The following is a 14557-nucleotide window of genomic DNA, read 5'->3' as shown; positions in this document are numbered from 1 at the left end:
CGGCCCAAAAGGCCGGAAAAAAAGGAAGCTTACTCGTTAAAGTAACCTCCCTCCCCTGACAAGAGGCTTAGCAGATTATTAAGTCAAAGAGGGGCTCTTTAAAACGACGCCCACTGCTTAACACCTACTAACCAAGAAAACGGTTTACAAGCGGTACAACGAGAGTTATTGTCAAATCTGGTGTATGACCATCAGGCGGCGTCTCTGCCAGTTTGATCATCCACCTGCTCTCCATCCCGAAACTGGACGTTGTCCACGACCAGCTTCAGTTGGTCGAACCCCTTGATCCGCTTCCAGCGTTTTTGGGCGGATTGGAGTAATTTGAACACCATCGATAAGGTGGTGTCGCGAGAGCCGCAGGATCGGCTCTGCTTGGTTCTTAACCGCACGGTGGCGAAGGTGGATTCAATCGGATTGGTGGTCCGCAAGTGAATCCAGTGAATGGCCGGGAAATCGTAGAAGGCCAACAGCTCGTCCCGGTCCTTCTCAAGGTTTTCCATGGCCTTCGGGTACTTGTCCTGAAACCGCTTCAACGTGCAGTCAAAGGCCTTGTGTGCGCTGTCACGGGTCTCCGCCAGATAGACCTCGTGCAAGGCTGACTTCACTTTCGGCTGTACTGACTTGGGCAGCTTGTCCAGTACGTTAGCGGTCTTGTGCACCCAGCACCGCTGGTGCCGGGTTTCCGGAAACACCTTGCTCAGCGCTTTCCAGAAGCCCAGAGCCCCGTCGCCTACGGCCAGCTTGGGCGCATAATCCAGGCCACGTTCCCGCAAGCCAGTGAGCAGCTCACGCCAGCTGGCTTCAGACTCCCGGTGGCCATCTTCAACAGCCACCAGCTCCTTGTGGCCGTGCTCAGTGACCCCAATGATCACCAGCAGGCAGAGCCGGTCATCCAGGCGGACATTGCTGTAGACACCGTCCGCCCACCAGTAAACGTAACGCTTCTGGCCCAGGTCACGGTGACACCACTCCTCGTGCTCCTTCAGCCATTGGGCCTTGAGCCGGGTCACCGTATTGGCGGACAACCCCTTGGCCTGCTCACCGACCAAGGCGTTCAGAGCCTCCTGAAAGTCGCCAGAGGAGACCCCTCGCAGGTAGAGCCAAGGGATGAGCTCATCCAGACTCCGAGCCCGCTTCAAGTACGGCGGCAGGAGCTGGCTGTTAAAGCGAATGCCGGAGCCGCTGCGGTCTCTGACCTTGGGCACCTGAACGTCAACATCCCCAACGCCTGTCTGGATTGTGCGCTTGGGTAGGTGTCCGTTGCGCACCACAGCTTGGCGCCCATCAGGTGTTGAAACATCGGCATACTGGTTCAGCAAGCCCTGAAGCTCCGACTCGACCGCCTTGGCAATCAGGTCACGGGCACCCTGACGGATCAGCTCGTGCAATGGGTCGGTGGTGGCCACCTCTGGTTGTGAAAGAGCGTGCAGGTTAGACTTGGACATGGCGTATCATTCCTCTGTTGGTTGTGATCTTGGCGGTGATCAACCAACAGGATACGCCACCCCTTCAGCCTGCTTCCATACACCAGAAATCACCATAGCTCGTACAACGATACGAATTACCCAATGCCCAGTAAGCAATCTTTAAACAATCTTTAAAAAATGCCTTAACCCAGCAGCTGATTAATATCTTATCGGAGTTCAGCTAAGTTAGTGCTGACCTGGATCAAGTTTTAAATATTAAAGAACCTTCCGATCTTCTACTTTACTGTGTTCGGTTCCAGGCGGAAGCGGGTGACCCTTGGCAAGCTCTGCGCGCGTTGCATCACGTGTGTCCAGGATTTTCACCCGATAGCTGAGCGTGCGGCCCGCCAGGGGATGATTGGTATCAATGGTAATGCGGTCGCCCACCACATCTACTACCGTGACAATTTGTGGGCCGGCTTCGCCTTCGGTCTGAAAACGGCTGCCGGGCGTCAAATCAGCATTGCCGAACGAGCCACGCCCCACTTCCTGCACCAGCGCTTCATTACGCATGCCATAGGCGTCAGCAGGAGCCAAGGTTACGGTGGCCGCATCGCCTACCTTTAGACCGGCCAGCGCCTGTTCCAGGCCCGGCACAATATTGTCGTGGCCGTGCAGGTACTCAAGCGGCTTATCCCGCGCGTTAGAATCATCGAGTACTTGCTCGCTTCCATCGCTTAAAATGTCGCTAAGCACGTAGTGCAACGTAACGACCTGATGTGCCGTGATCGACATGCAAAACTCCTCTCCGGTAAGCTATCGACTTTGTCGTAAAACATTGATGCAGTTTATCACTTGGCTAAGGCCAACGTCTTTTTCTGGAGTTGAACACTATGCCCACTCTTTTGCCCCAGCGTAGCTGGCTTGCCGCGCTGGCGATCTATTTCCGGGCACCCGTTATTACCATGCTGTTTTTAGGTTTTTCCGCCGGGCTCCCCTTTTTGCTGGTGTTCTCTACGCTTTCCGCCTGGCTGCGTAGCGACGGCGTTGAAGTCGCCGCCATTGGTTTTTTCGCCTGGATCGGCATGCTCTACTCGATCAAGTTTTTTTGGGCGCCGGTAGTGGACAGGCTTGAGCTACCGCTACTCACCCGAGCCTTTGGCCAGCGGCGCGGCTGGATGCTGCTTGCCCAGGGGATGATAGCTGCAGGGCTCGTCGGCCTGGCTGGCGTAAGTCCTGTTGGCAATTTGGGAGCGGTCGCCGTTTTTGCCCTGCTGGTGGCCTTTGGTTCGGCAACGCAGGATATTGCCATTGACGCTTACCGGATCGAATCTGCCGATGATGATATGCAAGCCGCCATGGCATCCACCTATATCATTGGCTATCGAGGGGGGCTGTTGGCCGCTGGGGCCGGAGCGCTTTATATCGCCTCGGCCGTGTCCTGGGATGCGGCTTACCTGACCATGGCAGCACTCGTCTGCGTGGGAGTACTCACCGTGCTGATTCGCCCGGAACCCAAACGCGCCTCGCTTTCGGTGCAGTTAATCCATGAGCCCAAAGTGCGCGCCTTTATCCGCGCCAGCCGTGGCAAACCTAAAATATTGCGTCGCTTGGGTGCCTGGGTGATTGGCGCTATCGTGTGCCCGTTTACCGATTTTTTTCGCCGCTTCGGGGTAAAGGCACTGTGGATTTTGGTGTTTATTGCGGTGTATAGAATCAGCGATCTGGCGATGGCGTCCATGGCTAACCCGCTGTATATCGACCTGGGCTTTTCTCTGGCCACTATTGCCAATGTGACCAATATATTTGGGATTGCGATGAGCATTACCGGCGGCGTTTTAGGCGGCTTGCTGGTAGCCCGCTACGGCATTGGCCCGCTGCTGGTGATCGGGGCAGGGTTTGTGATGCTGACGAATTTACTGTTTGCCGCACTTGCCCTGATAGGGAATCAGGTACCCATGCTGGTGATCACGATCATTGGCGACAACCTGGCTAACGGCTTGGCTAGTGCGGTATTTATTGCCTTTTTATCAAGCCTTACCTCACGCGCCTATACCGCCACTCAATATGCGTTATTCTCATCGCTGATGACGTTGCCAGGGAAGTTTTTAAGCGGCTTTGGAGGAGTGGTGGTAACTTCCCAGGGCTATGCCACATTTTTTGTGGTCGCAACGCTGCTGGGTCTGCCAGCGATTATTCTGGCCGTCTGGATCAGTCGGGATAAGCAGTTGGTGCCTGTCCCTCAGCCGCGCTAAGCGCGGCTGAAGGTTACACCTGTACTTACGAAAGGCTTAGCGATGGTTACCCAGCCAATCAAGCGCACCTGGCGTGGTACGCCACTGATCGCGCATTAGCGTGCGATATTGCCACGCCTCGGCACGCGAGCCGGGGTCAACCTGGCCGTCTGCATGCGGCATTACCGGGCGTGGGCTATCCGCACAGATCATTTCAAGCGCATGGCGGTTATGGATGATAACGTCATTAAGCGCCGCTTCAGCTGCCTCATGCTCATTTAAGCGATAAAGCGCCAAGGTGCGACCCATTAGTAACCCGAGCACCAGCGAGCCATCGTCATCCTGCTGCTCTGTCAGCGTCAGCGCCTCCTGGTTACGGTCATCACGCAGCAGTTGATCGAGCACCAGTTCTCGCAGCCCCAGGCTATCTTCCTGGTCGATGGCGAGCAGCTCTTCAGCCAGCTCCCGCGAATGCTGACGGGCACCGCGTTCCATCCCCACCACCAGGGCAAGGCCCGTACGCAGCAGGACGGCGTTGTCGGCATCATCCCAGCACAAGCTGCCATCGCCTTCAGCCCGGGCCTGTTCCAACCAGCGGGAAAGGCGCAGCGCCAGTGGGTCCAGCAGGCTAGGCGCCATCCACGGAAGGCTGCCAAACCGGCTAGTCAACGCCAGGGCCAGATCCTGCACTACGTGCGGCGCATCCAGCCACTCTGGGTGTGCGCAAAGTGCGGACATCCACTCAACCGCATTGCCCCAAGGATCATCGCGAAAGCCTAGTGCGATATCTTCATCAACCAACACCTGAAACTGCTCATGCCAAGCGGCAAATAGCGTCGCTTCCCGGGCACTGGAGTGATAGTGCAAATGGCCCGTTTGAGCATCGGCGCTAAAATCCAGCTTGGGCGCCGTGGGCAGCGCCGCCAACAGCGCTTGCAAGGATACCAGCGGCGTGGCCAGATCCTCTTCAGCACTCAGCAGCTGATCAGCCAGCGTTGCGCCCGGGTTCTCTGCCAAGGCGGCCAGGAACTCCAGCTGCTCTTCGTCAAGATCGCCCTGGCGAACCAGGCGCCGATACCAGAAGTTAGCACGTTCCTTAGCTTCTTCTTCATGGCCTTCATGCAGAAGAAGCATCGCCTCAATGTAGGCAAGCGTGGGCGAATCGGGCAGCGCCTGCTGGGCTTTAACAAAGGCGGCCCGGGCACTATCCAGATCATCATTATCCAAATGCATTAGGCATAGGCGCTCAAGGGCAACACCGCGTAAAAATAGTGGCCCACGCTCCATCACATCATCCAGCAGATCGGCGCGTTTGCGGGTAAAGCCGCGCTCTTGGTAGATATCCAGCAGGATTTCAAAGGCGGGCTCGGCCTGCTCGGGCAGGCGCGACCAGTCACTGCCATCAAACAGCGACTCAAGGATCTGCATGGCGCGTCCGGTCTGGCCACTTTCAGCAGCGATAAGGCCCGCTTCCAGTAGCGCCTGAGGCGGCGCCTGGCGGCTTTCAAGTGCGGCTTTTAATGTCGGGCCTTTCCATTCACGCAGCGACAGCATCCACATCATCTGCTCGGGGATATCCGTCGGGAAATCGACCCGATAGCAGCACTGCTTGTATTTGCGTCCGGAGTCACACCAGCAGGGCTCATTACGCCCTGGTGTCGCCAGCGACTCGCTGGCAAAATCCAGCCGGACCAAGGGTGTTTGTGACCATAAAATGGGAGCCAGCGCCTGGGCGGTGGCGACATCGCCGTTAAACGACGTGGCGCCTTCCGCGCGCACCCACGTCATAAAATCGGGATAGTGTTCTTGCTGCCTGATTGCCGAGAGTGCCCCAGAGGCAAATCCCAGCAGCTGATCGACCCATACCGCTAGCATTGCCGTCTCCACTGTTTTTTTGAAAAGCGCGTTTTGAAAAGCGCCATAGTTTAGCATGACCGTAGGCCATCACGTAGGAGGATTGGCGATGCGGCTCGTGGCTGTTAATGTGCAGCGTTTACCCAGTGGAAGAGACGCGATGAACGAACTGACGCTCACGACCTGCCACGGTCAGGCTATTGCGCCCCACCTGACGGCCCTTGCGCAGCTGCGCATTCGGGTATTTCATGATTTTCCCTATTTATACGATGGCAACCTGGCCTACGAAGCCGATTACCTGGGCCGCTACGCAGCAAACCCGGCAAGCTTGTTTGTCCTCGCTTTTGATGGTGACTGCCTGGTCGGCGCGTCTACAGGGCAACCGCTAAGTGATGAAGTAGACGAGTTTCGCCGCCCGTTTGAAGCAGCCGGCATTGCGGCTTCCAGCGTGTTCTATTACGGCGAATCGGTATTACTTCACGACTACCGAGGCCGGGGTATAGGCAAAGCTTTTATGGCCGAGCGCGAAACCCACGCCGCTCGTGAAGGGTATAAAACTGCCGCTTTTTGCGCCGTTGAGCGCCCTGAAAAACACCCGCTGCGGCCGGAAGATTATCGGCCGCTTCATGGTTTTTGGCAAAGCCAGGGCTATCAGCGCCGCGCTGACTTGGCAACGACCTTTGCTTGGAAAGATATTGGCGAGCAGCATGAGAGTGACAAGACCCTGGTATTCTGGTTAAAAACGTTGCGCTAACTGATTGGATATCAGCGAGGACTGATTAGTGCGCGAACGTTCCGGTTTAAGTGCGTGAGCGTGAACGTGACCAGGCCAGCAGCGGCTGGGTACGCTCATACATATCCAGCCGCGCTTTAAGGCGCACCAGATTCCAATAATGGCCATTTAGCGCTCGCGATAATAGCAGCGTATCGGCGGGCGGCTGTAAGCGGTCCATCGCCGCCCACACCTTGGGCGAAAGCTCGCGCAGGCGGCGATGCACGCGTACATCACTAAAATCCTGCTCGCCGGGCTCAAACAGCGGGGCAATACATTCAGCTGCCTCACGATACAGTGAAAGCGGCGCACCCTGCCCCTGGCGCCCGCCCATATTGACCATCGCCTCATCCATGGCCATGGGGTCGTGGGCCAAGGTAGCATCGAGTAGCTGCATCATGGCATTAAGCCGACCTTCCGGCACCGAAATCACCGCACCAAAATCGTAGATAATCAAACGCCCCTGGGCATCGGCGGCAAAGTTGCCCGCATGCGGGTCGGCATGTAGCTCCGCAAAGGTGAAGAGCTCCTGGGTAATCCAGTCGGCAAGCGTCGCGGCTACCTGTTGACGTACGGTATCTTCAGCGCTCTCAAGCTCACGTAGCGGTGTGCCGGGTACGTAAGACATGGCCAGGACATGCTGGCCCGAGAGTTCAAACAGCGGCTCGGGTATTACAAGCCGCGCATCACTCTGGTAGCGCTCTCGATAACGCGCCAGAGCGTTTGCCTCAGCCTGATAATCCAGCTCATCACGAAGCCCCGCCGCCAGTTCCTCAAACAGTGCATCCAGGCGCGCCTGAGGCACTTTAAACCAGCGGCCCAGGCTCATAATGCGCCGTAACTGTTTTAGGTCACTCTCCAGCACGTCGGCTAAACCTGGGTACTGGACTTTAAGCACCACCGTTTCGCCTTCACGGGTCACCGCTTTATGCACTTGCCCCATGGAGGCGCTGGCAAAGGGCGCTTCTTCAACCTGGGTAAAGTACGTATCGATATCACCGTACTGCAACTCAAGCGCTTCACGGATGCGTGGCCAAGGCATGGGTTCTGCCTGGCGTTGTAGGCGAGCAAGCTCATCGGCTAAATCCGGTGGCAGCAGGTCATCCCACTGGGACATCATCTGCGCCATTTTCATGGCCGGGCCTTTGAGTTCTGACAAACCCTCAAACAACGCCTCACCTAGCGCTCGCCAATCGGCCTGACCGCCCAGGCGTGTTTTAAGCATTGCCCCACCCGTGCGTGCGCCCAGGCCCATTAACCTCCGTGTTCTACCGCGTTCGCGCATATGACTGCTCCTTGTAAAACACCCGCTCATAATTACCGTGGGTAAGCAAAGGTAGCGGCGCTCAACATGCTCCGTCCGCCCTGCTACCTCTGTTACCATAGGCCTAATTTGAACAGACGTTAAGGCCAAGCTTCGCATGCGCTTGATTATTGCTGAAAAACCCAGCCTTGCTCGGGCGATTGCCGAGGCATTGCCTGCAAGTCCCAAACGCCAGGAAGGCGCTATCGTTTGCGGCGACACGACCGTTACCTGGTGTTTGGGGCATCTTCTGGAACAAGCGCCCCCGGAGGCTTACGACCCCGCCGATAAACAGTGGCGGTTAGACCGCCTGCCTATTGTTCCCGGCACTTGGAAACTGGCCCCACGCACCAAAGCGCGGGGCCAGCTGGCGGTGATTCGCAAGCTGATCAAACAGGCCAAAGAGGTCGTACACGCTGGCGATCCGGACCGCGAAGGCCAGCTTCTGGTTCAGGAAGTGATTGAGCATTTAAAGTACCGCGGTCCGGTGATGCGCCTATTAATTAGCGATCTCAACCGCCCTGCGGTCAGCCGCGCGCTTGCCAAGCTGCGCTCCAATCAAGAGTTCCAGCCGCTTTTTCAGGCAGCGCAAGCTCGTTCACGCGCTGACTGGCTGTATGGCATCAACTTGACGCGTGCCTGGACGCTCACCGGCCGCCAGGCGGGCTTTGACGGCGTGCTTTCCGTGGGTCGCGTGCAAACGCCGGTACTCGGGCTGATCGTGCGCCGCGATAACGCCATCAGAGATTTCAGGCCGCACCCGTTCTACCCACTCTGGGTAGATCTACAAGTTGAAAAAGGCCAGCTACGCGCTTGGTGGGCGCCCAAGGAAATCCAGCCTCTAGATGACCAAGGCCGCCTGATTGACCGCACACCGGCTGATGTACTAGCCGCCCAGTTGCCGGGTGCTGCAGGCCAGCTCACCAAACTTGATCAACAGGAAAAACGCCAGGCACCGCCGCTGCCCTACTCGCTTTCCGCGCTGCAGGTAGATGCCGCCCGGCGCTTTGGCCTTTCCGCGCAGATGGTACTGGATATTTGCCAGCGCCTTTATGAGCAGCACAAGCTGATTACCTACCCGCGCTCCGATTGCCGCTATCTGCCCGAAGAACATCTGGCTCTTGCCCAGCGCAGCTTGACCGGCGCCTGTCAAAACGATGACACGCTTAGTCAGTGGCTAAACGGCGCCGATTTTTCGCTACGCTCCAAGGCGTGGAATGACAAGCAGGTAGGCGCCCACCACGCGTTGGCGCCTACCGGCAAACCTGCGGATTTCAGTCAGCTCTCGGCCACCGAAGGCCACGTGTTTCGGCTAGTGGTGCGCAACGTGATGGCCCAGTTCTATGGCCCGCTGCGCACCTTTGAAGTCAAAGCTGAGTTCACTCTGTTAAACGAGGCGTTTCGTGCCCGCGGTCAAAGCATCCTGGACCCCGGTTGGAAACCGCTTTTCACCACTAAAGAAGAAGCGCCACCGCTGCCACCGCTTACCCAAAATGAACGCTGCAAAGCACTAGGTGCTGGCGTAGAGGAAAAGGAAACCCGTCCACCCGAGCCGTTTACCGATGCCAGCCTGATCAAGGCAATGATGAATATTGGTCGCTATGTGGATGACCCGAACGTTCGCAAGACCTTACGGGATACTGATGGTCTGGGTACCGAAGCCACCCGCGCCGGTATTATCGAAACCCTGGTACAGCGCGGCTACCTGGTACGCCAGCAAAAAGCACTGCGCGCCACCAAGCTCGGCAGTGCGTTAATCGCCGCCCTGCCCAGCGCCGTCAGCACGCCGGAGCGCACGGCACTTTGGGAGCAGCGTCTGCGCGCCATTTCCGAGCAGCAAGATGATGCAGAGGCTTTTCAGCATGCCCTGCTGGATGACCTTCGCGCCCTGCTTAATCAAAGCGATGCGAACAAACTCAGGCAGAGTTTGCAAACGGCTCAAGGTGCAGCGGGTAGCCCGGCAAAGCGTACGAGTAAGCCGAAAAGGCGTTACACGAAAAGAAAAAGCACCGTGGGAAAGCCAACCAAAAGCTAAGGATTAATAATCAAACGAGCTCTTTAATAAACCCTTTATGAAGCTCGTTTTTACCCCGGCTGATAATGTTTAACTAATTAGTATTAGGCATAATTGTGGCTCTATTTTAATAATTAAAGAAAGATAACGGTATAAATTACGGAGTTATTAAACCGAGAGTTCCGTTAGCCTGCCAGGCACTGCCATCACCCATTCGCGAAGCGCCAAAATCGTTGGGTCGTTGCGGCGGCTTTCAGGGTAGGCCAAAAAGAAGGCGCAGTCTTCAAGCTCGGGGCCAAAAGGTTGTATCAAGCGCCCGTCGGCCAATTCATCTTCGATAAGCTGACGGCTCATCAGCATGACACCCTGGCCCCCACTGCCGCTGCAATGGCGTGGCTTTCATCAGAGAACGCAAGGCCTGCGACAACATCCAAGCCTGGAATCTGGACGATCTTCTGGTAACCCGGCCAATCCGTGGGCGATATAAATACACCCTGTGGCCGAAAGTGTATCAGCGGGTATTTCGATGCATCCTTGCCCGCCTGCTGAGCAAGCTGTGGGCTGCAAACCGGAATCAAAGTGGTATCAAAAAGCTTCTCGGCGACTAATCCCGGCCAGCGTCCATCGCCATGGCGAATGGCAAGGTCAGCGGTTATCCCATCGAGCAAAACGGGCTCGTGAGACGCATGAATACGCAAGTCGATGCCAGGATGGGATTCACGCAGCCTGTAAATCCAGGGTAGTAGCCAGCGCACCGCCATCACCGGCGTGGTCGTCAGCGTAATGGCTTGCCGTTCGGGTAAGGCACTCAGGCGTCGGATGGTATTACTGATGTTGTCGAAAGAGGCTTCAAGTACCTGCTGCAACTCTCGGCCTTGCGGCGTCAATTCAAGCTGCCTGGGTCTACGCACAAACAGCGCAATACCCAGCGCCTCTTCAAGCCCACGAACCTGATGGCTAATGGCGGTGGCGGTAACTGAAAGTTCTAGTGCTGCCTGCTTAGCACTTTCATGGCGGGCAGCCGCTTCAAAAGCGCGAAGTGCCGAAAGCGAGGGTAATCGTCGGGAGCTCATGAATGAATTCTACTCATCTATATCAGCAAGAAATGATCGTTTGTGACGTCATATTAGGCGCCTTAATCTGACGCTGTTGTTAAGTATAGATGAGTTAAGCTCAATAGGAGGCTACCCATGCTGCATATTTTACATATCGACGCCAGCGCCCGCCCCGGCATTGCGGGAACAAATCATCATGGCTCTCACAGCCGTCAGCTGTCGCACCACTTCGTCAGTCAGTGGCAGCAACATAGTCCGCAGGACGCGGTGACCTATCGAGATATAGGCCAGCACCCGCCCTCCTTTATCAGCCATGACTGGGTCGCGTCAGCTTTTACACCTGAAGAGCAGCGCGATCCGTGGATGAAGCAGGCGCTGAAAGAAAGCGATGCGTTGGTGGATGAACTGATTGCCTCGGATATCGTGGTCATAGGCACGCCGCTATACAACTTCGGCATGCCTGCCGCGCTCAAGGCGTGGGTCGACCAGATAGTCCGCGCCGAGCGAACGGTGGGTGTCGATAAGAACAGCCCGCACGACCCTTACATACCCAAGCTTAACGACCGAGAAAGACACGCCGTTGTTCTCGCGGCCAGGGGCGGTACGAACATGGCACCGGGCGAAGAGATGGCGCACATGAATCACCTGGAACCACACCTGGCGTCAGCGCTTGAGTTTGTCGGCATTACCCGTATTCATACTATCGCCATTGAGGGGCAGGAAGTAGGTGGCGAAGTGCTGGCTGGATCGATTGCAAGCGCGCGACACCAGGTCGAGCGGCTGGTGAAGGAGTTGCAGGTGGCACTGAACTCCTCCACCGAACCGGCATAATGGCACGATTATTTTAGCTAGCCGTATTATCAGGTGCGGAAACCAATATCTATTGAATCCGCACCGTCAATACTTCTCAGGATATTGCTCAGACACGATCATTTATGGCTTAGAACAAAACGCTGAGCACTCTCGACTGCTCATCCCTCTATCAACAGTGGCGGCATGGGGCATTCCAGCATATCGGCGATGACGCGAAACAGCTCGGCCTCTGCGGGTTTTATTTGCTCGCTATGCTCGATACAGCGCGCCATGGCCTGCAGAACAGCAGGCTTTTGCTGAGGCCGTAAGCGGCGCAAGCGACTTACCGCGGGGCCCAGCGACTTGATATCCGGGACCTCGCTTTTTGCGCTTAAAGCAAACGGCAGCTCTTTTTCAGCGGCATCCAGCGCGGCGTTTATCTTGTCAGGATCACTCTGCCCTGCCCTGGCCAGCACGTTGAGCAGCAGCTGGCACTCTGGCTGTAGATCGCTCAGCTTACGAACAGCAGCACCACTATCTTTCTTGCCTAGGCCCAAATGATGAACCAGCCAGTGATACAGCGTCCATTCAAACAGGCTGACGTCATTATCCGCATTGATCAGCGCTACCATACATTGGCGAAAATGCGTGGCCTGATCCACCGACAGGTTTTTTAATGCAGGTAACGCCAATTCCATGAGCGGCAGGCGAAGCGGGTCTCTAAGCATTAATACTTCACCCGCATGACTCATGACTTCACGATACACATCGGGTAAGGCTATCTGCTGAAGTGACGCCAGCTGCTGCTTACGCACCTCGATATGCTGGCTCAGCAACAGTGCGTACATTAATGCGCGCACTGCGTAAGGATCCTGAGACGCCCGCCTAATCCGCGCAGGTAGCGCATCAAGGGTAGCTTTTGCATTAGCTAAATGGCGCGGGCCGGGCTGGCCCATAGAAGCAATTGCGGCCTGGGCCGAGGCACCGGTCATGGTTGCTGCGCTGGAGTGAGCGGAGGGAATGTCTGCAAAACCAACCGCTGACTGATCGCCAGCATTTGCCACATCGCTAACAGCAGGCGCGCTGAACGATGCGTTAAACTCGCCGTTCCAGTGAGGCATCACGCGCTTGATGCGCTGACGGATGGGCGGATGAGTCGCCAATAAGCGAGTGAAGCCAAGCTTCATGCCCTGGCCAAAAAATAGGTGGCTATATTCGCTCGCCTGGGAGGCCTCTATTCTGGCCCCCTGCGTATGGGAGCCTATCTTGATTAACGCTTGACCGATGCCATTGGGGTTACGCGTGTATTGAACGGCGGAGGCGTCGGCCAGGTACTCTCGCTGGCGGCTAACTGCCGCCTTGATCCAGTTGCCAAAAAACGTGCCCGCATAGCCGATAACGGCCAGGGCAACGCCAAGGGCCAGTACGACGACAGCGCCTTTATTATTTTGATTATTGCGCCGGACGGAACGCCCTCGTGATGTCGTACTGCGCAGCAGAATATAGCCTAAAAGGCCGATCAGAAGCACTCCGTGAAGTACGCTGATCAAGCGCATATTCAAGCGCATGTCGCCATGCAGAATATGGCTAAACTCATGGGCCACCACGCCTTGTAGCTCCTCACGGCTAAGGTGATTGATCGCCCCTTGCGTGATACCTATCACGGCATCACTGGTATCAAAACCGGCGGCAAAAGCGTTGATACCCGTCTCTTGAAGTAGGTAAACAGATGGAACAGGCATGCCCGAGGCAATTGCCATCTCTTCCACCACGTTGAGAATACGGCGCTCGTTAGCGTTTTCGGTACCGGGGCTGATTTCTCGTCCGCCCAGCGCCTCGGCCACCACTTTACCGCCGCCGCGACGCAGCTGAGAGCGCTTGAAAAGCCCGCCGAGACCTACTAACGCCACCACGCCAAGCGCAACCACGGCTACCAGTTCTGGGGATAGCGCGGCCAACAGGTTATCCGCGGTCACGCTACCCCTGTCATCTCGCATGAAATGAACGACGATTGCGATCACTACGGTGGTAACCGCTATCAACGTCATTACCGCCGCTATCAATAAAACAACCAGCTGCCCGGTTTTACGCCGAGCATGATCCTGAGCCGTAAAGAAATCCATGCACATCTATCCCTGTAGGTTCACGCAGACCTCAAAATGAAATCTTGGGCGCTGACTGAATCTGGGCGCTGTCCTCGAATTCCAGGAAGGAAGCGTCCTCGCCATGCCCCAACAGGCCAGCCACGGCCACCGGGGGGAAGCTTTGGCGGTAGGTGTTGTATTGCATGACAGAGTCATTGAACGCCTGGCGGGCAAAAGCTACTTTGTTTTCGGTGCTGGTAAGCTCTTCCGACAACTGCTGCATGTTTTCAGATGCCTTGAGATCTGGGTAGGCTTCCATCACCACATTAAGCCGGCCCATCGCCTGGCTTAGCGCACCTTCTGCCCCGCCCAGTTCGGCCATCGCTTTGGCGCTCCCTGGGTTGGCAGCCGCCGCTTTGAGCCCCGCCGCCGCTGAATTGCGCGCCTCAATGACCGACTGCAACGTTTCGCGTTCGTGACTGAGATACCCTTTAGCGGTTTCGACCAGGTTAGGTATCAAGTCGTAACGGCGCTTTAGCTGCACTTCAATTTGAGCAAAGGCGTTTTGAAAACGGTTTCGTAGTGAGACAAGTCGGTTGTACACACCGATAAGGTAGAACGCGATAACCGCTATTATCGCCACGATAATGATAGTTAAAACCATAATTGATCCTTCCTGTGGTTAATAAAATAGAAACTATAACGTATCACGGCCTAACATTTTTACTTGGCGAGTTGAGGTAAAAACTCTATATCCATGTGATATTTCTGGGGATCATTCTGCTCGATAAAGACAGCAATCGTATCCGTATTGATATAAGGCGATGGATCAAACCAGATGTTCTGGCTTTTAAACACATGTACTTGCATGGTAGCGGGATTCAACCACTGCGTTATAACCTGATAAGGATGTTTTCCATTGACCGAAAGCACCGAATTACGCTCAACGCCCTGATATTGGGTATCGATACGCAGTCCGTTATCCTTCAATGCTTTATAACTGCGCGTATTCAATCCGGGTACAAAAAAGCCGGCGATACCCG

10 protein-coding genes and 2 pseudogenes are annotated in these 14557 nt (G+C 56.0%); 4 read left to right on the top strand and 8 right to left on the bottom strand.

From position 1 onward, the window contains the following. Positions 1-191 precede the first annotated feature (191 nt). Both ACT3R7_RS18060 and ACT3R7_RS18055 read right to left on the bottom strand, forming a co-directional pair. Positions 192-1445: an IS256 family transposase gene (locus ACT3R7_RS18060; protein WP_496199344.1), complete on the bottom strand. Its 1254-nt coding sequence runs from the start codon at positions 1443-1445 to the stop codon at positions 192-194. Positions 1446-1682: 237 nt separating this feature from the next. Further along, complete coding sequence (locus ACT3R7_RS18055) at positions 1683-2201, bottom strand: FKBP-type peptidyl-prolyl cis-trans isomerase (protein ID WP_192538230.1); 519 nt, start codon at positions 2199-2201, stop codon at positions 1683-1685. Positions 2202-2299: 98 nt separating this feature from the next. Here ACT3R7_RS18055 and ACT3R7_RS18050 point away from each other — a divergent pair, with 98 nt between their 5' ends. Beyond that, complete coding sequence (locus ACT3R7_RS18050) at positions 2300-3661, top strand: AmpG family muropeptide MFS transporter (RefSeq protein ID WP_496199343.1); 1362 nt, start codon at positions 2300-2302, stop codon at positions 3659-3661. A gap of 36 nt (positions 3662-3697) precedes the next feature. On the opposite strand, the gene ACT3R7_RS18045 is transcribed toward ACT3R7_RS18050, so the two are convergent. After that, the gene (locus tag ACT3R7_RS18045) at positions 3698-5515 is read right to left on the bottom strand and encodes an SEC-C metal-binding domain-containing protein (protein WP_496199342.1); all 1818 of its coding nucleotides are present in this window, start codon (positions 5513-5515) and stop codon (positions 3698-3700) included. A 139-nt stretch (positions 5516-5654) separates the two neighbouring features. On the opposite strand from ACT3R7_RS18045, the gene ACT3R7_RS18040 reads away from it, so the two are divergent. Continuing rightward, complete coding sequence (locus ACT3R7_RS18040; protein WP_496199348.1) at positions 5655-6248, top strand: GNAT family N-acetyltransferase; 594 nt, start codon at positions 5655-5657, stop codon at positions 6246-6248. A gap of 46 nt (positions 6249-6294) precedes the next feature. Here the strand turns inward: ACT3R7_RS18040 and ACT3R7_RS18035 are convergent, their stop codons facing one another. Then, positions 6295-7551: an ABC1 kinase family protein gene (locus tag ACT3R7_RS18035; protein ID WP_496199341.1), complete on the bottom strand. Its 1257-nt coding sequence runs from the start codon at positions 7549-7551 to the stop codon at positions 6295-6297. A 136-nt stretch (positions 7552-7687) separates the two neighbouring features. Here ACT3R7_RS18035 and ACT3R7_RS18030 point away from each other — a divergent pair, with 136 nt between their 5' ends. Beyond that, entirely contained in the window at positions 7688-9604 is a 1917-nt protein-coding gene (locus ACT3R7_RS18030) for a DNA topoisomerase III (protein ID WP_496199340.1), read from the top strand. 147 nt (positions 9605-9751) lie between these two features. Here ACT3R7_RS18030 and ACT3R7_RS18025 read toward each other — a convergent pair. Continuing rightward, a pseudogene (locus ACT3R7_RS18025) lies at positions 9752-10656 on the bottom strand (LysR substrate-binding domain-containing protein). Between the two features lie 117 nt (positions 10657-10773). Between ACT3R7_RS18025 and ACT3R7_RS18020 the strand changes: the two are divergent. Beyond that, positions 10774-11469, top strand: coding sequence for an FMN-dependent NADH-azoreductase (locus ACT3R7_RS18020; RefSeq protein WP_496199339.1), 696 nt, complete (start codon positions 10774-10776; stop codon positions 11467-11469). 140 nt (positions 11470-11609) lie between these two features. On the opposite strand, the gene ACT3R7_RS18015 is transcribed toward ACT3R7_RS18020, so the two are convergent. The 3 genes and pseudogenes from ACT3R7_RS18015 to ACT3R7_RS18005 form a co-directional block, all read right to left on the bottom strand. Continuing rightward, positions 11610-13553, bottom strand: coding sequence for a M48 family metallopeptidase (locus ACT3R7_RS18015; protein ID WP_496199338.1), 1944 nt, complete (start codon positions 13551-13553; stop codon positions 11610-11612). A gap of 31 nt (positions 13554-13584) precedes the next feature. Further along, positions 13585-14178, bottom strand: a complete 594-nt coding sequence (locus ACT3R7_RS18010) for a LemA family protein (protein ID WP_496199337.1) — start codon at positions 14176-14178, stop codon at positions 13585-13587. A gap of 59 nt (positions 14179-14237) precedes the next feature. Next, a pseudogene (locus tag ACT3R7_RS18005) lies at positions 14238-14557 on the bottom strand (DUF3592 domain-containing protein); the annotation flags it as partial.

The sequence above is a fragment of the Halomonas sp. AOP43-A1-21 genome, from assembly GCF_052376775.1.
Lineage (GTDB): Bacteria > Pseudomonadota > Gammaproteobacteria > Pseudomonadales > Halomonadaceae > Vreelandella > Vreelandella colorata.
This window is presented reverse-complemented; position numbering and strand designations above follow the sequence as displayed.